Origin of the sequence: Streptomyces sp. NPDC020489 (assembly GCF_044386545.1) — a bacterium.
Taxonomy (GTDB): Bacteria; Actinomycetota; Actinomycetes; order Streptomycetales; family Streptomycetaceae; genus Streptomyces.
Genome location: NZ_JBIRUZ010000004.1, coordinates 227,090 through 244,870, shown reverse-complemented (window position 1 = coordinate 244,870; position 17,781 = coordinate 227,090). Strand labels below are relative to the sequence as shown.

18 protein-coding genes and 1 riboswitch are annotated in these 17,781 nt (G+C 72.8%); of the genes, 5 read left to right on the top strand and 13 right to left on the bottom strand.

All coding sequences use genetic code 11. The features are described 5' to 3' along the window. Positions 1–168 precede the first annotated feature (168 nt). Positions 169–777, top strand: a complete 609-nt coding sequence (locus tag ACH41F_RS11535) for a GPP34 family phosphoprotein (protein WP_398834523.1) — start codon at positions 169–171, stop codon at positions 775–777. Between the two features lie 55 nt (positions 778–832). On the opposite strand, the gene ACH41F_RS11530 is transcribed toward ACH41F_RS11535, so the two are convergent. The 7 genes from ACH41F_RS11530 to ACH41F_RS11500 form a co-directional block, all read right to left on the bottom strand. After that, positions 833–1,408 (bottom strand): GAF domain-containing protein, encoded by a 576-nt coding sequence (locus ACH41F_RS11530; protein ID WP_398834520.1) that lies wholly within the window; start codon positions 1,406–1,408, stop codon positions 833–835. A gap of 61 nt (positions 1,409–1,469) precedes the next feature. Continuing rightward, entirely contained in the window at positions 1,470–2,069 is a 600-nt protein-coding gene (locus ACH41F_RS11525; RefSeq protein ID WP_391235131.1) for an ATP/GTP-binding protein, read from the bottom strand. Beyond that, a complete protein-coding gene (locus tag ACH41F_RS11520; RefSeq protein WP_398835358.1) occupies positions 2,047–2,418 on the bottom strand; it encodes a DUF742 domain-containing protein in 372 nt (123 codons plus the stop codon). Before ACH41F_RS11520 ends, ACH41F_RS11525 begins: the two co-directional genes overlap by 23 nt. Positions 2,419–2,420: 2 nt before the next feature. Then, positions 2,421–2,855, bottom strand: coding sequence for a roadblock/LC7 domain-containing protein (locus ACH41F_RS11515; RefSeq protein WP_391235133.1), 435 nt, complete (start codon positions 2,853–2,855; stop codon positions 2,421–2,423). A 68-nt stretch (positions 2,856–2,923) separates the two neighbouring features. Then, on the bottom strand, positions 2,924–4,975 hold the full coding sequence (locus ACH41F_RS11510; RefSeq protein ID WP_398834515.1) for an ATP-binding protein: 2,052 nt from the start codon (positions 4,973–4,975) through the stop codon (positions 2,924–2,926). Between the two features lie 591 nt (positions 4,976–5,566). After that, on the bottom strand, positions 5,567–6,802 hold the full coding sequence (locus ACH41F_RS11505; RefSeq protein WP_391235137.1) for an MBL fold metallo-hydrolase: 1,236 nt from the start codon (positions 6,800–6,802) through the stop codon (positions 5,567–5,569). Positions 6,803–6,873: 71 nt separating this feature from the next. After that, positions 6,874–7,713: an MOSC N-terminal beta barrel domain-containing protein gene (locus tag ACH41F_RS11500; protein WP_391235139.1), complete on the bottom strand. Its 840-nt coding sequence runs from the start codon at positions 7,711–7,713 to the stop codon at positions 6,874–6,876. Positions 7,714–7,899: 186 nt separating this feature from the next. Between ACH41F_RS11500 and ACH41F_RS11495 the strand changes: the two genes are divergently transcribed. Genes ACH41F_RS11495 through ACH41F_RS11485 form a run of 3 tightly spaced genes read left to right on the top strand, consistent with a single transcriptional unit; the run spans position 7,900 to position 10,212 of the window. Continuing rightward, a complete protein-coding gene (locus tag ACH41F_RS11495) occupies positions 7,900–9,078 on the top strand; it encodes a Glu/Leu/Phe/Val dehydrogenase dimerization domain-containing protein (RefSeq protein WP_391235141.1) in 1,179 nt (392 codons plus the stop codon). A 56-nt stretch (positions 9,079–9,134) separates the two neighbouring features. Beyond that, positions 9,135–9,755 carry a TetR family transcriptional regulator C-terminal domain-containing protein gene (locus tag ACH41F_RS11490; RefSeq protein WP_391235143.1) on the top strand — a complete coding sequence of 207 codons (621 nt, stop codon included), beginning with the start codon at positions 9,135–9,137 and terminating at the stop codon, positions 9,753–9,755. A 43-nt stretch (positions 9,756–9,798) separates the two neighbouring features. Next, positions 9,799–10,212, top strand: coding sequence for a hypothetical protein (locus tag ACH41F_RS11485; RefSeq protein WP_398834511.1), 414 nt, complete (start codon positions 9,799–9,801; stop codon positions 10,210–10,212). A gap of 389 nt (positions 10,213–10,601) precedes the next feature. Here the strand turns inward: ACH41F_RS11485 and ACH41F_RS11480 are convergent, their stop codons facing one another. From ACH41F_RS11480 to ACH41F_RS11465, 4 genes are all read right to left on the bottom strand, one after another. Next, the gene (locus ACH41F_RS11480) at positions 10,602–11,387 is read right to left on the bottom strand and encodes a GDSL-type esterase/lipase family protein (RefSeq protein WP_391235640.1); all 786 of its coding nucleotides are present in this window, start codon (positions 11,385–11,387) and stop codon (positions 10,602–10,604) included. Positions 11,388–11,532: 145 nt separating this feature from the next. Further along, positions 11,533–12,249 carry a DUF6250 domain-containing protein gene (locus tag ACH41F_RS11475; RefSeq protein WP_391235147.1) on the bottom strand — a complete coding sequence of 239 codons (717 nt, stop codon included), beginning with the start codon at positions 12,247–12,249 and terminating at the stop codon, positions 11,533–11,535. A 264-nt stretch (positions 12,250–12,513) separates the two neighbouring features. Then, entirely contained in the window at positions 12,514–13,470 is a 957-nt protein-coding gene (locus ACH41F_RS11470) for a peptidoglycan DD-metalloendopeptidase family protein (protein ID WP_398834508.1), read from the bottom strand. A 4-nt stretch (positions 13,471–13,474) separates the two neighbouring features. Continuing rightward, a riboswitch (cyclic di-AMP (ydaO/yuaA leader) is annotated at positions 13,475–13,651 on the bottom strand. A gap of 305 nt (positions 13,652–13,956) precedes the next feature. Next, the gene (locus ACH41F_RS11465) at positions 13,957–16,041 is read right to left on the bottom strand and encodes an alpha-galactosidase (protein WP_398834505.1); all 2,085 of its coding nucleotides are present in this window, start codon (positions 16,039–16,041) and stop codon (positions 13,957–13,959) included. 170 nt (positions 16,042–16,211) lie between these two features. Here ACH41F_RS11465 and ACH41F_RS11460 point away from each other — a divergent pair, with 170 nt between their 5' ends. After that, positions 16,212–17,009: a tyrosine-protein phosphatase gene (locus ACH41F_RS11460; RefSeq protein WP_391235153.1), complete on the top strand. Its 798-nt coding sequence runs from the start codon at positions 16,212–16,214 to the stop codon at positions 17,007–17,009. A gap of 27 nt (positions 17,010–17,036) precedes the next feature. Here ACH41F_RS11460 and ACH41F_RS11455 read toward each other — a convergent pair whose 3' ends face one another. Further along, on the bottom strand, positions 17,037–17,159 hold the full coding sequence (locus ACH41F_RS11455) for a DUF6126 family protein (RefSeq protein ID WP_391235156.1): 123 nt from the start codon (positions 17,157–17,159) through the stop codon (positions 17,037–17,039). Continuing rightward, positions 17,156–17,773 (bottom strand): helix-turn-helix domain-containing protein, encoded by a 618-nt coding sequence (locus ACH41F_RS11450; RefSeq protein WP_391235157.1) that lies wholly within the window; start codon positions 17,771–17,773, stop codon positions 17,156–17,158. Before ACH41F_RS11450 ends, ACH41F_RS11455 begins: the two co-directional genes overlap by 4 nt. Between the last annotated feature and the right edge of the window lie 8 nt (positions 17,774–17,781).

Genomic DNA, 17,781 nt, shown 5'->3' with positions numbered 1-17,781 from the left:
GGGTGGGATCGCGTAGCAATCTGCCGTACGGCACCGCCCCGGGTCCATCGAGGTTTTCTTAACCCGCGCCGCAGCTCCGCTTCACGCCCGCCGCGCGTGGCGGGAACACCGGACGGGGGATGCCCGTTGGTATGCGCAGGGACGTACCGGACCGACGGGGAGCCGCACATGAACACCGCACGTGATCTCGCTGTACTCGCGCTGGCGGCGGCGCCCGGCACCCCGGTCGAGCAGGGCGACGTCTCGCTCGCGCTCGCGGGTGCCGAGCTGTTGGACCTCGTGGAGGCCGGTGCGCTCACCGTCGACTCCGACCGGATCGTGCCCGGGGCGCCGCCGCGGACCGGGGACGCCCTGCTGGACGATGCCGGCGCCTCGGTCGTACGACAGGAGCCGTACGAGTCGGTCGAGGACTGGCTGTGGCGCCGGGGTGAGGGGCTGTCCGCGGCCTACGCCGCCGCCCTGGAGTCGCAGGGCCTGGCGACCCGGGCCCGGGGCCGCCGTATCCCGGTGCGCACCGGGCGGACCGTGCTGCTCGACTCGCCGGAGCGGACCCGCGCGGAGGAGCGGCGGGCCTCCGCCGAGCCCGTCCTCGCCGCACTGGCCACCGCCGCCGGGCTCCAGGAGGAGCCGGCCGAGGCTCCGGACGACCTGACCGACGACACCGTCACGGCGGTGCTGGCGGCCGTCGGGGACGCGGTGATGGAACTGGAGGGCGTGCGGCAGCGACGGGCGATAGAGAACTCGGCGTTCGACAACATCTGGCGGGGCGGGGTCTGAGACCCTCCTCCCCCGAACGCCCTCCAACGGCTGCGGCCCCCCGACGGCCGCGGCCTCAGAGCGGGAGGCCGTCCACCGCCATCCGCTCCAGCCTGGCGGTCAGTTCCGCGGCCGACGACTTGATGGTCTCGAGGCCCCCTCTCCCCCACGGCCGCGGCTCCACGTCGACGACACACACCGTGCCCAGCACCATGCCGGTGCTGTCGACGAGCGGGGCGCCCAGATAGGAACGGATGCCGAACTCGTCGACGACCGGGTTGCCGGCGAACCGCGGATAGTCGCAGACGTCCTCCAGGACCAGCGCCTTGCGCCGGACCACCACATGGGGACAGAAGCCGTGGTCACGCTCCAGATGGCGGCCGAGCTCCGGCTTGGTCTCCTCGCCCGTCACCACCGGCCGGGCGTCCGGGGTGTGCAGGCCGGCGAAGAACTGCCGGTTCTCGTCGATGAAGTTGACCATGGCGTACGGCGCCCCGGTCCGCGCGGCGAGCCGGTCCGCGAAGTCGTCGAGCACGGGCTCCGGACGCGCGCCGAGCCCCAGCCCGTGCAGCCGGCGGGCCCGCGCGGGCGCCTCCTTGTCCTCGGGCGTGAGCAGCAGCCGACCGGCCGGGCGCGCCGGGTCGTACCTCATCGGCGGGTCCCGTCGCTGCGGGTGTCGGTCATGTGCGGCTCCGTGGCGGTGGGTGCGGACATCACCTGTGGGCGCCATGGCTCGGCGCGGGTGCGGGGGCATGGGCGATGAGATGGCGTACGAGGGTCAGCAGGGTCTGCACGCCCGAGCTGGAGATCCGGGCGTCGCAGCGCACGATGGGGATCTCCGGGGAGAGGTCGATGGCGGCCCGGACCTCCTCGGGGTCGTAGCGGTACGAGCCGTCGAACTCGTTGATCGCGACGATGAATCCGAGGCCGCGCTGTTCGAAGAAGTCGACGGCGGCGAAGCAGTCCTCCAGCCGCCGGGTGTCGGCGAGGATGACCGCGCCGAGCGCGCCCTCGGACAGTTCGTCCCACATGAACCAGAACCGCTGCTGTCCGGGCGTGCCGAACAGGTAGAGGACGTGTTCCGGGTCGAGGGTGATGCGGCCGAAGTCCATGGCCACGGTCGTCTCGACCTTGTTCTCGATCCCTTCGAGGTTGTCGGTCGCGGCGCTGACCGTGGTGAGCAGTTCCTCCGTACTGAGCGGGGCGATCTCGCTGACCGCGCCCACGAAGGTCGTCTTGCCTACCCCGAACCCGCCCGCCACCAGGATCTTCAGTGCGGTGGGGAAGGGGTCAGAGCTGTCGTCGTAGTCCATCGAGCACTGCCTCCAGAAGGGCCCGGTCAGTCGGGTTGTGGGTGAACTCGGGGGGCTTGGTGGTGAGCGCCCCGCAGTCGACGAGGTCGGACAGCAGCACCTTGGTGACGGCCGCCGGCAGCTTCAGATGGGCGGCGATCTCGGCGACCGAGACAGGCGCCCGGCACAGGTCGAGCACCTGGGTGTGCTCGAGGCCGAGATAGCCGAGGGGGGTGGCTCCGGTGACCATCACCTGCGACAGCAGGTCGAGCGCGATGGTGGGCCTGGTGCGGCCGTTGCTGACCGTGAAGGGGCGCACCAGGCGTCCGGCCGCGTCGTCGAGCCAGGGCCCGTCACCGGCCGCCGCCACGCTCAAGGCCTCATCGCCGTCGGTCCGCCTGCGTGCTGCCGGGGTGCGGTCACCAGGTAGGGGCGCACGCTCTTGACCAGCATCGCCATCTCGTAGCCGAGGACGGCGGCGTCCGCCTCGCGGCCGGCGAGCACGGCGAGACAGGTGCCGGATCCGGCGGTGGTCACGAACAGCAGGGTCGAGTCCAGTTCGACGACGACCTGGCGGACGTCCCCGCCGTCGGCGAACCGGACCCCGGCGCTGCGGCCGAGCGAGTACAGGCCGGAGGCCAGGGCGGCCATGTGGTCGGCGCTGTCGGTGTCGAGGCCGTGGACCGACTTCACGAGCCCGTCGCAGGAGAGGAGGACGGCGCTGGTGGTGTGCGGTACGCGCTGCACGAGGCCGCTCATCAGCCAGTCGAGATCGGATACCTGGCCGGTCGGCGCTTCGCTCGCCATGGGGGATCGACTCCTTGAGGTACGAAGGTCTACGGGAGCGCTGGGGGGTGGGGTGGAGAGGGGGGTCGTCATCCGGCTGTCGCGCTCCCGTCGTGCCGGGTGGGGGTGTGTTCGGGGCGGGCCGCGGACAGGCCGTCGTGCGCGCCGCGCACCTCGGCCGCACGGGCCGGGTCCATGGCGGGGACGTCGTGGGGCGGCGCGTCCCGGCGGGCGGTGTCCGGCTGCGTGCGGTCCGGGGCGGGGTACGTCGCGTCGAGGTACGGGGAGGGCGTCCGGTCCGTGTCGAAGCGGGTCGCCTCCAGGTGCGGGGGGTGGCCGCCGGCCGAGGGGGCCGACCCGGTGGGGTCCGCCTCCAGGTGCTGCTGCGCCTCGGCGAGGCCGATGCCGCGCTGGAAGGCCGCCATGAGCCCCGGGTCGTGACCGACGAGGTGCTCGTTCTCGGGGCGCGGTGCCGCCGGGCCGTCGCGCAGCTGGGGTGCGATGTGCTCCTGGGCGCGGCGGCGGGGCAGTTGGGGTTTGCCCATAGTGCCGCGCACGGTGCCGGTGCGCGGGGTCGGCGGTGCGCCGGTCGTCTCGGCGACGTGCTGCCGGTCGTCGGGACGGATGCCGGGGACGGCCTCGGCCGGGTTGGGCCGCTCCTGGTGGGTGCCGCGGACGGGGAGCGGCACCGGATCGCCGTCACCCCGCTCCGGGGCCGTGGCCCGCGGGGCCTGCTCCGGGCGGCGAGGCGTGAACGGTACGACGCGCTGCGGCCCGGTGTCCCCGACGGCCCCGGCTCCGGGCTGGGTTCCGGCGTACGGGTACTGCTGCGGTGGTACGGCGGTCCCCGTCCCGCCCATCGGACCCGCCGCCGGTGCCCCCGTGCCCGGCTGTGGCGGCGAGGGTGCGCGCGGGACGGCACCCGGCACGTCCTGGTCCGCGCCCAGCAGGGCCTGCGGCACGATGAGTACGGCCTGCACACCGCCGTAGATGTTGGTCTGGAGCCGGACGTTGATGCCGTGCCGCCGGGCGAGCTGCGAGACCACGAACAGGCCGATCCGGCCGTCCGCGAGCAGGCTGCCGACGTTGACCTGGTCGGGGTCGGCGAGCAGGGCGTTCATCTTGTTCTGCTCGTTGACCGGCATGCCGAGGCCGCGGTCCTCGACCTCGACGGCGAGTCCGGCGGTCACGAGGTTGGCGCGCAGCAGGACTTGGGTGTGCGGGGCGGAGAACACCGTGGCGTTCTCGACGAGTTCGGCGAGCAGGTGGATGACGTCGGCGACGGCGTGCCCGCGCAGGGTGCCGTCGATGGGCGGGACGAGCTTGACGCGGGAGTACTGCTCGACCTCGGCGATGGCGGAGCGCAGCACCTCGGTCATGGAGACGGGGTTGCTCCACTGGCGGCGGGAGACGGCGCCGCCGAGCACGGCGAGGTTCTCGGCGTGCCGCCGGATGCGGGTGGCGAGGTGGTCGACGTGGAAGAGGCCCTTGAGGAGGTCGGGGTCCTCGATCTCGTTCTCGAGCTCGTCGAGGATGGAGATCTCGCGGTGGACGAGCGACTGCAGGCGCCGGGCGAGGTTGAGGAAGACCTCGAGTTTCTGTTCGCTGCCCGCCTGGCTGGACAGTTGGGCGGCCTGGACCACCGCGGTGACGGCGCCGTCGTGGGCGCGGGTCAGGTCGGCGGCGAGCAGGTCGAAGTCGTCGGCGTCCTCGGGAGGGCCGCCGCGCGGTTTGCGCGGGGGTGGGCCCTCGCCGCGTCGCAGGGCCTCGACGAGGGCCTTGAGGTCGGCCTCGCCGCGCGCGCTGGTGCGCCGGAGCGCGCCGATGCGGTCGCTGACCGCCCCGGCGGCGCGGTCGGCGGCGACGGCGGCGATGAGAATGCCCGCGAGGGTGACGGAGAAGGCGCCCGCGAGCACGCCCCACAGGGTGAGTCCGGGCTGTGCGCCGGTGGAGCGGACGGTGAACAGGACGGCCGCCGAGGCGCTGAGGGCGACCGCGATGGGGGGCAGGACGGCCAGCCGCAGCAGTTGTGGCCGTATGTGGGTCTCGGGCAGCGCGGGTGCGGGCCGGGCGGTCGGCCTTCCGTGCCGGCCGCCCTCACGGCGGTCTGCGCGGGGCGCCGGTGCGCGGAGCTGAGACATCGGTGTCCTCGTACTGGTGGTCCGTCGGGCCGGGTCGCCGGGCGGGCTCGGGTGTCCGCGGCCGGGCTCCCTGGGCCCGGGGCGCGCTCCCGCCGGTTGCCGGGTGCGCCCGCTCCTGGTGGGGCGTGCTCCGACGCGGTCGTCGGTCACCGGCTTCCCCCGGTGCCCGGTTGCGGTCGAGCTGGGGGGCTCCCCATCGCGTCGACTCCCTCCTCCGGCTCGCGGCTGCACGTACCGGACCCCGCTCCCTGATCCCGGTCTGATCCGGTCTGAATCCGCGTGGCGCGCCGGCAGGGCATGCGCCATCGCGGCGTCGGTCGAGAGCGCCGGGAATTCGGCGCTGCGTCGCTCGACGGACACTCACAGTAGTCGGCGCGGCATCACATGCGATGGGCAGTTGACAAACTCGTACGGAGAGCGTCCCGCTCTGGTATGAGGCTTCGTACGACAGCCCGATAAGCCCCGCGACTGCCTGTTCCGTAATCGCCAGACTCCGATCGAACCTGGTCAGAAGTGGTCACGAACAAACGGCGAGGGCCGGGGAGCGTCCTGCTCCCCGGCCCTCGCCGTCAGCCGTTCCCAGGCTCGCGCTCAGCCTGCGGGCACCGTCTCGGGGTCCCCGGTGCCCGCGGTGGCGGCACCGGGAAGGTCACGGGCCGTGTCGGTCGGCGGTGCCGTCGCGGCGACCACACCGTCCGCGGGCCACCCACCCACCGGGGCCGCCGCGACCCCGCGCCACCACGGCTCGCCGGGCACCGTCTCGGAGGTGGGCTCGAAGGGCTCGCCGGGCCGGGGCAGGGCGACCCGGGCCCCTTCCCTGCGGGCCGCCGCGAGCGTGCCCTCCCCCGGGTCCGCCCACGGGTGCGTGGCCAGGTTGAAGGTGGCCCAGTGGATCGGCAGCAGCGGACCGCCCGCGGGCCCGCCCTGAAGGTCGAGGTGGGCGCGCATGCCCTCGTCGGGGGTCATGTGGATGTCGGGCCAGAAGTCGCTGTACGCGCCGATCTGGATCATCGTGGCGTCGAAGGGGCCGTGCTGGGCGCCGATGTCCTTGAAGCCCTCGAAGTAGCCGGTGTCACCGCTGTGGTAGATCCGGTGCTCCGCGCCGGCGACGACCCAGGAGGCCCAGAGGGTGTGCTGGGTGTTGCGCAGGCCGCGACCGCAGAAGTGGCGGGCCGGGGTGGCGGTGAGGGTGAGGCCGCCGACCTGGGTGGCCTCGTGCCAGTCCAGCTCGCGCAGCCGGTCGGCGGGGACGCCCCAGTGCTCGAGGTGGGCTCCGACGCCGAGCGGCACCGCGAACAGGGTGTCCGTGCCCGCCAGCGCCTTGATCGTGGGCAGGTCCAGGTGGTCGTAGTGGTCGTGGGAGATGACGACCACGTCGACCGGGCCGAGCGCGGCCAGCGGGAGCGGCACCGGGTGCAGGCGCTTGGGGCCGGCGAAGGGGAACGGGGAGCAGCGCTCGCCCCAGACCGGGTCGAAGAGCACGCGCTGCCCGTCGATCTCGGCGAGCACGCTGGAGTGCCCCATCCAGGTCAGCCGCAGCCCGGTGGCGGGCGGCCGGGCGATGTCGGCGAGGGTGGTCGGGTGCACCGGGATCCGGCCCCCGGGGGACCGGCGGGGCCGCTCGTCCTTGTCGAAGAAGACCTTGGCGAACTCCAGCATCGAACCGGACGGCCGGGTGCGGGCCACGCCGCCCGGGTTCTGGAAGACCCCGTCCTTGAAGTGCGGCGATCTACGGATGCGCGCGAGGCGTTCACCGCTCGGATCCACACCGAAGGCCGCGGGCCGCAGCGCGCGGAACCCGGAGCTCGGGGAACGGAAACCGGACACGGTACCTCCAGGTGGAGTCGGTGAGGCATTCCATTATGGTCGGCCCCGCCGACAGACCGGGGTCGCCCCGGTCACGGCGGCGTGAACCGCGCCTCGGACGCGCCCCACTCCCGGACGTCGACCTCGTCGCCGACCGCCACCTTGCCCGGTCGCAGCACGGAGAACTTCACGCCGAACACGGTGCCGACAGTGCCGCGCCGGTATCCGGCGAGCGTACGGATGGGCTCCGGGCCGGCCTTGGCGCCGCGCTCCTGGTCGACCAGGGTGACGGCGCAGCGGACGGCGAGCTTGGCGTAGGCCAGCTCGGCATCGCCGACCAGGACGCGCCGGACCCGGTCCTCGGTGTGCGGGACGTCCCAGCCGTCGATCACGATGTTCGGGCGGAACCGGTTCATCGGCAGCGGTTCCCCGCCCCGCTCGGCGATCCTCTCGTTGAGCAGGTCGAGGCTGGACCGCGACAGCACGTGCAGGGCACCGCTGTCGGCCCAGCCCGCGGTGCCCGGGGTCCTGCCGTCGGTCACCCGGTCGTGGTCCGGCGGCACCCGCACCAGTCGGCTCGGCACGCCGAGCACCTCGGAGAGCCACCCGGCCGCGGTGTCGCCCTGGTCGATGCCCCGGTACGGCGTGCCGAAGAGGTCGACCGGTCGGCGGGCCCCGGTGGTGTCGACGTCGACGGCCACCTCGCCGTGGTCCGGCGCCCGCAGCGTCAGCCGCTCGCCGGCGGCGTCGATGCCGGGCAGGATCAGCGCGAGCCGGGGGTGTCGGCGCTGGGTCCGGAAGACCCCGTCCTCGCTCACCACCATGAAGGCGCGGTCGTGGGCCGGCCCGGCCGGTGTCACCACGGCCTCGCTCGCCGAGATCCCGGCGCATCCCTTGACCGGGTAGTACGACAACTCGACGACGTTCGCCACGCCCTCGCTCCCTTCGACGACCGGTGCCTTCCCCAGGAGGACCCAACAGCGCCGGCTCTGCGCGCGTCAACCGGTTTCGGCCCGCGTTGACAGCACCCCGACCGCCTCCGGATACTGACTCGCCGTTCAGTAGTGCGCCCGACCGCCCGGCCCCGTGCCCGCCCCCTCGCCCAGGAGAGACCCCCGATGACCACCCCCCTGCTCTCGCTCACCTGGACCGACCACGTCACCGGCCGCCAGGGCTTCCTGGTCGTCGACCGGCTGGTCCGGGGCGTGGCCAGCGGCGGGCTGCGCATGCGCGAGGGCTGCACCCTGGACGAGGTCACCGGACTGGCCCGCGGCATGACCATGAAGGAGGCGCTGCACTACGACCCCGAGAGCCGTTACGTCCCCCTGGGCGGCGCCAAGGGCGGCATCGACTGCGACCCGCGGGACCCGGCGGCGTACGGGATCCTCGTGCGTTTCCTGCGCGCGACGCGACCGTACGTCGAGGGTGTGTGGACCACGGGCGAGGATCTCGGGCTCACCCAGGACCTGGTGGACCGGGCAGTGGCCGAGGCCGGGCTCGTCTCCTCGATACAGGCCGTGTATCCGCTGCTCGACGACGAGAGGGCGGCCCGGCGACGGCTCGCGGACGCGTTCGCCGTGGAGGTGGACGGCATCGGCCTGGACGAACTGGTCGGCGGCTGCGGGGTCGCCGAGTCGGTGCTCGCGGCCCTGGACCGGGCCGGCGTGCCGTACCCCGGGACGCGGGTCGCGGTGCAGGGGCTCGGCACGATGGGCGGGGCCACGGCACGCTTCCTCACGCGCGCGGGGCTCACCGTCGTGGCCGTCGCCGACATCAAGGGCACGATCGCCAACCCCGCCGGGCTGGACGTGGAGGCACTGCTGCGGGCGCGGGACGCGTACGGCACCGTGGACCGTGCCGCGCTGCGCCCCGGCGACCGCGACCTGCCAGGCGAGGCCTGGCTGTCCGCCGACGCGGAGGTACTGGTGCCCGCGGCCGTGTCGTACGCGATCGACGCGGCGAACCAGGGCCGGATCACCGCCCGCTGGATCGTGGAGGCCGCGAACATGCCCGTCCTGCCCGCCGCGGAGGCGCTGCTCGCCGCGCGGGGGGTGACCGTCCTGCCCGACGTGGTCGTGAACTCCGGGACGAACGCCTGGTGGTGGTGGACCCTGTTCGGTGACATCGGCCCCGACGCCGACGAGGCCTTCGCACACACCCGCCGCGCCATGCGGGCCCTGGTCGATCTGATGCTGGCCCGCGCGGAGGCCGACGGCACGTCACCGCGGGCCGCCGCGCACGCGATCGTCGAGGACCGGCTGCCGGTGATCGCGGAGCGGTTCGGGTGGTACCGGTGACGGCGGCCGTCCCACGGTCCGGGCCCCGGCGGACCCCGCCTGGATAGGGTGACCGCGTGGCGAGAGTGCGGTTGGGCGTGGCCGAGCGGCGTGCGGAGTTGCTGCGGGCCGCCGTGGAGCAGATCGAGGCGCGGGGCGTGGCGGCGGTCAGGATCGCCGACGTGGCCGCGGCGCTGGGGGTGAGCAACGCGCTGGTGCTCTACCACTTCTCCACCAAGGAGAAGCTGGTCGCCGCCGCGTTCGCCCACGCCGCCGCGGACGACCTCGCCCACCTGCGCAAGCTGCTCGGCCGGCGGACGACGGCGCTGCGCCGACTGCGGTCGGCCGTGCGCTGGTACGCCCCGACCGGCCAGGCCAAGGGCTGGCGGCTGTGGATCGAGGGCTGGGCGGCGGCGCTGCGCGAGCCCGCGCTCCAGGAGGTCACCCGGGATCTCGACGGACAGTGGAAGGCGGCGATCGCCGAGGTCGTCCGGGAGGGCGTGGCCGCGGGCGAGTTCCGGTGCCCCGACCCCGAGGCTTCGGCCCTGCGCCTGACGGCGTTCCTCGACGGTCTCGCCGTGCAGCTGACCTCGTACCCGAAAGCGGTGTCCCGGGCCCGCGCGCGGGAGTGGGCTGACGACGCGCTGGCCCGGGAACTCGGGCTGGGGACCGGCACGTTGAGCGCGCAGGAGGGCTGAGGGAGCCGCCCCGGCCCTCCGTCGACAGAAGAGGGTCCCGCCCATGGTCCGTCCGACGGCCTCCGCTCCCCTGCCGAGCACGACGAAGGTGCTGTCCGTCGGGCTGGACCCGCGGGTGCTCGACTACAGCCGGCTGCCCGCGGGGATCGACGAGGAGGCCTTCACGGCCCGGATCGAGGCGGCACACACGGCACTGCGCGAGGCGGGGTTCGATGTGCGGTCCTGTCTGATCGGGACCGCGGCGGACGACGCCGAGGCGGCCGTCCGGGAAGCCCTCCGGGCGGACACGTTCGGCCTGGCGATGATCGGGGGCGGGGTCCGGATGATGCCGGAGCACACCGTCCTGTTCGAACGACTGGTCAACCTCCTCGTCGAGGAGGCGCCCGGCATCCGGTTGTGCTTCAACTCCGCGCCGGAGAACACGGTCGAGACACTTCGCCGGTGGATCGGGGCCTGAGCGGCACCCGCCGGCCGTTCGGCCCCCTCCGCAAGCCGCCCTCACCGACGCCGTCACCCTGATCCGTCCCCGTACCGACGGCACGCCCCGTGCCGACGGCATCGCGCGCGCGTGGGCGAGGGCTTCTGGCAGGACGCCGGAGGTGACGGCCCCGGCCGCCGGTGCGGCGACACCGGGCAGCCACCGCCCGGCCTCAGGGCCGGAGGGCCGCGGCGACGCCCGCGACGGTCGTACGCGGAACAGGCCTGCGTGTTCCGGCCCTTCCGGGAGCCAGACGTCGGGTGACGGCACACCGCCACCCGACGCCGGCCCGGAGACCGGACCGCACCCGCACCCGCACCCGCACCCGCACCCGCGCGGTCACGTCCGGGGCGGCCGCCACGCGCTCGTCAGGCGACCGCCGCGATCCGCATCTTGATGTCGTCCGGCGACAGCGCGCCCTTCGCCGTCACATGGTCGCCCGAGGACTCCCCGCGCAACCGGCGCCCGATCCACGGCACCAGGTACTCGCGCGCCCATTGCACGTTGTCGCGCCGGATGTCGAGGGTGCCGCGCGGCGGCAGCGGGGGCCACGGCTGGTCGGGGTCGGCGGGGACCTCCAGACCGAGCACCTGGCCGGCCCGGAGCGCCACGCGCGTGTGCCCGTCGGCCGACAGGTGGAGCCGGTCGCCGTCCCAGGCCCTGCGGTCCTGAATCGTCTTCAGGGACCACAGGTCGAGCACGGGACAGCCGTAGCGGTCGGCGACCGCCCGCACATGTCCGTTGTACGTGGCGATCTTGCCGCGCAGGTGCTTGAGCACGGGCACGCCACGGGTGTCGAAGCCGGTGGTCACCATCACGGTGCCGCACGCCTCGGAGAGCCGGGCGATCGCCCGCTCGAAGCGCTCGGCGACCTCGTCGGGGTCGCTGCCGGGCCGGAGGATGTCGTTGCCGCCCGCGCAGAAGGAGACCAGGTCCGGTGCGAGGGCCACGGCCTTGGGAAGTTGGTCCTCGACGATCTGGTCGAGGAGCTTCCCGCGTACCGCGAGGTTGGCGTACGTGAACGCGCCCTCGGGGCGCCGGTCCGCCAGGAGCACCGCGAAGCGGTCCGCCCAGCCGACGAACGCCCCGTCGGGGCCGGGGTCGCCGACGCCCTCGGTGAAGCTGTCCCCCACCGCAACGTACGACCCGATCACTGCTCTGCTGTCACTCTTCGAATCGTCTGCCACGTCGGCCCATGATTCACCTTCGAATGTGACCTACGCGACCGTAAGGGAGGATTGACGGGCGGTGAGATAAGCCACTCCTAAAGTGTTTCCCAAGCCCGGAATAGGCCTCCGATCAGAGGCGTTGAGGGCTCAGCCGCCATACCCGGAAGTCGCGCAGGCGGAAGTGGCTCCACGTCGTCCGGAAGGCGAAGTGCCCGCTGGTGTACGGCTGCGGGTCGGTGTGGTCGAAGACGAGGCGCCCGTTGGTCCACCACTGCTGGGTGGAGCCGTCGGAGACGATCCGGACGCGGTGGGGCTCGTTCGCCACGAGCAGCGGCTCCGTGTAGTCGTAGATCAGCGGACGGACGCCGGCCTCACCGACGTAGCGGCGCAGCCGGGTCGTGGTGTTGGAGTTGGCGCCGTAGCCGACGTAGTACGTCCGGAGGTGGTCGTACTCGGCCAGCGCCCCGCCCCGCCGGGTGGCGAAGAGGTCCTCGGGGGAACGGACGTCGACCGCGTTCCAGAAGGTGTTGAGGTCGGAGACCCGGTCGTTGACGCCGCCCTCGGACACGGGCGTGGCCGTGTACTCGATGACGTAGGGCCCTTCGAGCCGCTTCCTGAACCAGATCGTCGCGCCGGCCGGTACCTCGACCTCCAGGGTGCCGCGGGAGGCGGTGACGGTGCCGCCCTTCTCCAGCTCCACGGCCCACTGGCGAAGGCCGTGGCGGAAGTCGTCGTGGGCGATCAGGCGACGGTGGCGGGGCCCGGCGGCGGCGTTCCCGGCGGGGCCGAGGGCGGCGAGCGCGGCACCGGCGGCGAGCGCCCCGAAGGCTCTACGGGTGGTCGTCATCTTGCTCCTCTGCGAAAGGGCCGGTCGGCCACCGTGCGGCGCCCGGGGAACGTGTGCCGCCGAGGTCCCCGTGGCAGCGAGCGGGGACAGAAAGCGCTTACGCGACGGCCGGGATCACTCTGGCCCCATCCACCCCTTCCTGTCGATGCCCCGGGCGCCCGTGCCACAAGAACGCAACGCGGCGGTCACGCACGCAGCCACGCCGACACCGAAGGCCGGACCCGGGGATCGGGGTCCGGCCTTCGGTGGCACGTGGAGTGGGCGTCAGCCGACGGAGACGCCCTTCGCGCGGAGGTAGGCGACCGGGTCCACGTCCGAGCCGTAGTCCGGGGTGGTGCGGATCTCGAAGTGCAGGTGCGGACCGGTGACGTTGCCGGTCGCGCCGGAGAGTCCGACCTGCTGGCCCGCGGCGACGGTCTGGCCGGACGAGACCGAGAGCGAGGACAGGTGGGCGTACTGGGCGTAGTAGCCGTCGGCGAGCTTGATGACGACCTGGTTGCCGTACGCGCCGCCCCAGCCGGCGGAGACGACCGTGCCGGCGCCTACGGCCTTGAGCGGGGTGCCGGTCGGGACGACGAAGTCGACGCCGGTGTGGTAACCGCTGGACCACATGCTGCCGGCCATGCGGTACGGCGTGCCGACGGTGGCACCGGCGACCGGGAGCGTGAAGCCGGCGGCGCTGCTGCTCGCGCCGGTCGACTCGCTGCTCTGGGCGGCGGCCGTCGTGCTCGACTTCGAGGAGGACTGCGAGGACGAACTCGACGCGGAGGACGAGGACTTCCGGGTGCTCGTGGACGTGTCCGCCGACTTCTGCGCGCTCGCCGCGCCCTTCTTGCCGAGGGTCAGCTTCAGACCGGGGTGGATCAGCGACGGGTCGGAGCCGACGACCTCGCGGTTGTCGGAGTAGAGCTTCTGCCAGCCGCCGCTGACGTGCTGCTCGTCGGCGATCTTCGAAAGATAGTCACCGGCCCGCACCGAATAGGTGCGCACGGTCGCGGTGTTCGCGGCGCTCTTCTTCTCCGCCACCTTGTCGACAGTCGTCTTCTCGGCGGCCGGAAGGGACTGGACGGCCTTTTCCGCAGGGGACTGCGAGGGGGCCGCGTGGGCGCCTGCGGCACCCATCAGCGGGAGGGCGAGTGCCGCTCCGCCGGTACCGGCGACGGCGATCGAGCGGGTCAGGCGCTGGGCCTTCGGACGGCGGTGCTTACCCTTCGCGGGCATGGCGAATTCCTCTCCGGCGCCTGCGAGGTGAGCTGTCGGGTGCGAGCTGGAGATGCCCGGCCGCACCGAGGCGCGGCTTAACCCCTAGCCGTTCCGGAGACCGGAACAGGCGTTGTACCTGTGGGTCCCCCGCTCCTGCCGTTCACGGGTGAGTAGTGGGGACTCCGGGCGGCGGCAGGATTGGGCGTCCGTCCGGATGGATGGCGAACGTAAGCGAGCAGGACGCAAAGCGACAAGTAAGAGGTTCCACGCGCATGCGTTTCTCGTGATCCGCTGCGGGAATTACCGGTCACCCTGCGTGCATTACGTCCGCCTCCAGCTCTCCAAACCCCAGGAAAAATATGGGGATTACGTGAACATGACGGGCGACGCACCGTCACGGATATGACGCTCCTCACGTGCCCGACGCACAGGTTCCCTCATTCCAGAGCGAGTTGGAATGAACGCATCGCAACACGAAGGAAGGCGCCAATTCGGACAGAAGGTTCAGACGCGCCGCAGCCGAAGAACCGTCGCATCCAAATCGCCCCGCAAACCGACGCGAAGTCCGTGATGCAGCAATACGGCCCCTCTGTGGATTTCGCCCGTTTCCAGGCATGCATACGACGCTGCCGGATCGAGCCCCCGCAGCCGCAGCGCCGGCACGGGCTCGCCGTAGCTCTGCGCCTGGAGCCAGGCGAGGACCACGGTCTCGTCCCCGAGGACGTACTGCACGGCGCTCAGCCCGCCCCGCGGCGGCCGCAGCCGGTACTGGTCGCCGCGCTGCACCAGGGGCCGGATCTCCTTGTAGAGCTCCACCCACTCACGGGCCTCGCCGAGCTCCGCCTCGCTCCACCGGGTGAGGTCGCCACCCACCCCGAGCACCCCAGCCATGGCACTGACGAACCGGAACCGCAGCGAGCTGACGCGGCCGTTGAGCATGGCGTTCGGGCTGTCGGTCACCCAGGCGGCCATCACGCGCGCGGGGTGGATCTGGCTGAAGCCGTGCTGGATGGCGAGCCGGTCGAGCGGGTCGGTGTTGTCGGAGGTCCACACCTGGTCGGTCCGGCTCAGCACCCCGAGGTCGATCCGGCCGCCGCCGCCCGAGCAGGACTCGAAGGCGACGTCCGGGTGGGCCGCCCTGAGCCGGTCCAGCAAGGCGTAGAAGGCGTGCACGTGATCGACCCAGAGCCGTTGCGGATACGGCTCGCCGGGCCAGCCGGCGTCGGTGAAGCTGCGGTTGAAGTCCCACTTCACGTAGTCGATCGGGGCGCCGGACAGGAGCGCGTCGAGCCGGCTGAACAGGTACTCCTGGACATCCTCGCGTGCCAGGTTCAGTACGAGCTGATTGCGGAACTCCGTCCGCTTTCGTCCCGGCTGGTACTGGACCCAGTCCGGGTGCGCCCGGTACAGATCGCTGTCCGCGTTGACCATCTCGGGCTCGACCCAGATCCCGAACTGCATGCCGAGCGCGTGCACCTGGTCGGCCAGCGGCTTCAGACCGCCGGGGAAGCGGTCCGGGTTGGGCGCCCAGTCGCCGAGCCCGGCGCGGTCGCTGGTGCGGGCGCCGAACCAGCCGTCGTCGACCACGAACAGCTCGACGCCGATGTCCGCGGCGCGCCGGGCGAGCGCTTCCTGCTGCTCCTCGGAGATGTCGAACTCGGTGGCCTCCCAGGAGTTGAACAGCACCGGCCGGTCCCGGTCCGCGTCCGGGACGACGTACGCCCGCTGGTACGCGTGCCAGGTCCGGCTCGCGCCCCCGAAGCCGCCGTCGCTCCACAGTCCGGCGAAGACGGGCGTGGTGAAGGACTCCCCCGCCGCCAGCCGCAGCAGGCCCGACTCGTCGTACCCGGCGCCGCCGGTGATCTGCACGCGCGCGTCGAGGAGTTGGGCCACGGCGATCCGCCAGGAGCCCGACCAGCCGAGGGCACAGCCGTAGACCTCGCCGCGCTCCTCGGTGGCGTCGGTGTCCAGCGCGACCCACGGCAGGTGCTGGTGCCCGGTGTGGCCGCGGCGGCTGCCGATGACCTTCTCGCCGTAGGTGAGCGGCGCACTGGTCAGCCGGGACTCGGCGGCCCAGCGGCCGTGCAGGTGGGACAGCCGCCAGTCCTCGCGCTCGGGCAGCGTCCAGGTGGCGGAGTCGGCGCGCAGCAGCTCCACGGCGTCGGGCCCCTGGTTGTCCAGGCCCACCCAGCGCTCCACGACGTCGCCGCGCATGCGGTAGTGGAGCGTGATCGCGAGTCCGCCGTCGCGGAAGCGGAGCCGCAGTTCGTCGCCCCCGGCGCCGTCCGGCGTCTCGTACGCCTCGAAGCTCCACTCGGTACCGCGTCGCTCGCCCGCGCGCACGGACAGCGCGGGGCGTACGAAGCGGGGGCCGCCCTCGACGGGGTACTCCTCGCGGCCGTCGAGCGGGGACTCGAATCCGCGTTCGCCGGGCAGCGGCCGGGCGGCGAGTTCCTCGGCGTCGGCGAGCGTGATGCTCGGGCCCCAGTGGAGGTGCAGCAGAACGTCGTCCTCGGTGAGGTGGACGGCGTAACTGCTGGCCGGCCCGGAGAGAAGCCAGGTACGGCCGGTTTCGGAGATCTCCAGCATCAAACCCTCACACATTCGAACATGGACGCTCAATCGTCAACATCATCAAGGGCTTGCGGGCCTGGAGGCAACGTCTGTGGACAACTGATTGCCCCGGGAACCGATGTCGTATCGTCATGAAAGTGCCCGTCGACGAGCCGCGGCGACGGTCCCGACCGGGAGGAGCCCCCGTGACGCAGCAGATCCCGTCGACCGAGCCAGAGCTGGCCGGCGTGCGCAACTTCCGCGACGTGGGCGGGCTGCCGACCGTCGACGGACGGCGGGTGCGCTACGGAGTGCTGTACCGCAGCGGCCACCTGGCACACGCGACCGCCGAGGACGCCGCGTTCCTCACCTCGCTCGGACTGCACACGATCTTCGACTTCCGCAACGCCTCGGACCAGAAGCTGGAGGGCCCCGACGTCGAGCTGCCGGGCGTGCGCAACGTCAACCTCCCGCTGAGCGACCCGGCGGAGGGCTCGGAGTTCTGGAAGATGGTCCGCGACGGCGAGATCGAGCAGCTGCGCGAGATCCTCGGCGACGGCAAGGCGGCGAACCGCATGATCGCCTCGTATCGCCAGATCATCAAGGAGCGCACCGCCGAGCACTCCCGTGTCCTGCGCTCCCTCGCCGAGGAGAGCGTGCCCGTGCTGATGCACTGCGCGGCGGGCAAGGACCGCGCGGGTCTGTCCGTCGCGGTGACGCTGCTCGCCCTCGGCGTGGAGCAGGAGGCGATCCTCGCCGACTACCTGGAGTCCAACGCCAAGCACCGCCGCTACAAGGTGCACCGCAGCAGCAGCTCGTCCGCCGGCTACTCCCCCGAGGTCATGGAGCTGCTCAGCCCCCTCTTCGAGGCGCGCGCCGACTATCTGCTGGCCGCCTTCGAGACCATCGAGGAGACCTGGGGCGACGTCGACACCTACCTGGAGCAGGGCCTCGGCGTCACCCCGGAGCTCCGGGAGCGACTGCGCGAGCGCCTGCTGGACTGACGTCGGTTCGTCCCGGCCTCCGCCCGGCTACTGCTTGGCGCCGAGTTCGAACAGCAGGTAGATGAACGCCGCGAAGACGTGCCCCACCGCGATGTAGACGAGCAGCCGCACCCACAGGGCGCGCGGGAACTTCTCCTCCATGTCCCTCATGGCATCTCTCCAGGAGTGGGGCCCAGGCACAGCGCGGCCGTGGGGCTCTGCAACAGGGTGTGGACGAACAGCAGCTCGACCCCGTCGGGGTCCTCGGCCGCGATCCGGTGCGGGGTCAGCGAGTCGAAGTGCGCGCTGTCCCCGGGGGTGAGCCGGTGCGTGGCGTCCCCGAGGCGCAGCCGCAGCCGCCCGGTGAGGACGTACAGCCACTCCTCGCCCGGGTGCACGCGCACGATGTCGCCCTGGGAGCCGTACGGGACGTGCAGGCGCAGGGCCTGCATGCCGCGTCCGGGGGAGCCCGCCTGCCGGTAGGTCCAGCCGCCGGCTGCGGTCGGTTCCATGTCGGCGGCGCGCACGACGGCGTCCCGTTCGGCGACCGTCTCGCCGAGCAGCTCCGAGACCGTCGTACCGTAGACGCGGGCGAGCGCGAGCAGCATCGGCAACGAGGGCTGGCGCTGCCCGGTCTCCAGGCGGGAGAGGTGGGCGGGGGACGACCCCGCCGCCCGGGCCGCTGCCTCCAGGGTGAGGGAGGCCCGGCGGCGCAGCGCACGGAGCTGCGGCGCGACGGCGGGAAGGGCCCCGCCCGCCGGGGGCTCGTTCTCGGGAGAGCTCATGCTCCCCA

Coding starts and splice junctions, on each gene's coding strand:
- ACH41F_RS11535 (WP_398834523.1), top strand. CDS start 169: ATGAACACCGCACGTGATCTCGCTGTACTCGCGCTGGCGGCGGCGCCC.
- ACH41F_RS11530 (WP_398834520.1), bottom strand. CDS start 1,408: ATGAGGTACGACCCGGCGCGCCCGGCCGGTCGGCTGCTGCTCACGCCC.
- ACH41F_RS11525 (WP_391235131.1), bottom strand. CDS start 2,069: ATGGACTACGACGACAGCTCTGACCCCTTCCCCACCGCACTGAAGATC.
- ACH41F_RS11515 (WP_391235133.1), bottom strand. CDS start 2,855: ATGGCGAGCGAAGCGCCGACCGGCCAGGTATCCGATCTCGACTGGCTG.
- ACH41F_RS11510 (WP_398834515.1), bottom strand. CDS start 4,975: ATGTCTCAGCTCCGCGCACCGGCGCCCCGCGCAGACCGCCGTGAGGGC.
- ACH41F_RS11495 (WP_391235141.1), top strand. CDS start 7,900: ATGACCACCCCCCTGCTCTCGCTCACCTGGACCGACCACGTCACCGGC.
- ACH41F_RS11485 (WP_398834511.1), top strand. CDS start 9,799: ATGGTCCGTCCGACGGCCTCCGCTCCCCTGCCGAGCACGACGAAGGTG.
- ACH41F_RS11475 (WP_391235147.1), bottom strand. CDS start 12,249: ATGACGACCACCCGTAGAGCCTTCGGGGCGCTCGCCGCCGGTGCCGCG.
- ACH41F_RS11470 (WP_398834508.1), bottom strand. CDS start 13,470: ATGCCCGCGAAGGGTAAGCACCGCCGTCCGAAGGCCCAGCGCCTGACC.
- ACH41F_RS11465 (WP_398834505.1), bottom strand. CDS start 16,041: ATGCTGGAGATCTCCGAAACCGGCCGTACCTGGCTTCTCTCCGGGCCG.
- ACH41F_RS11455 (WP_391235156.1), bottom strand. CDS start 17,159: ATGAGGGACATGGAGGAGAAGTTCCCGCGCGCCCTGTGGGTGCGGCTG.
- ACH41F_RS11450 (WP_391235157.1), bottom strand. CDS start 17,773: ATGAGCTCTCCCGAGAACGAGCCCCCGGCGGGCGGGGCCCTTCCCGCC.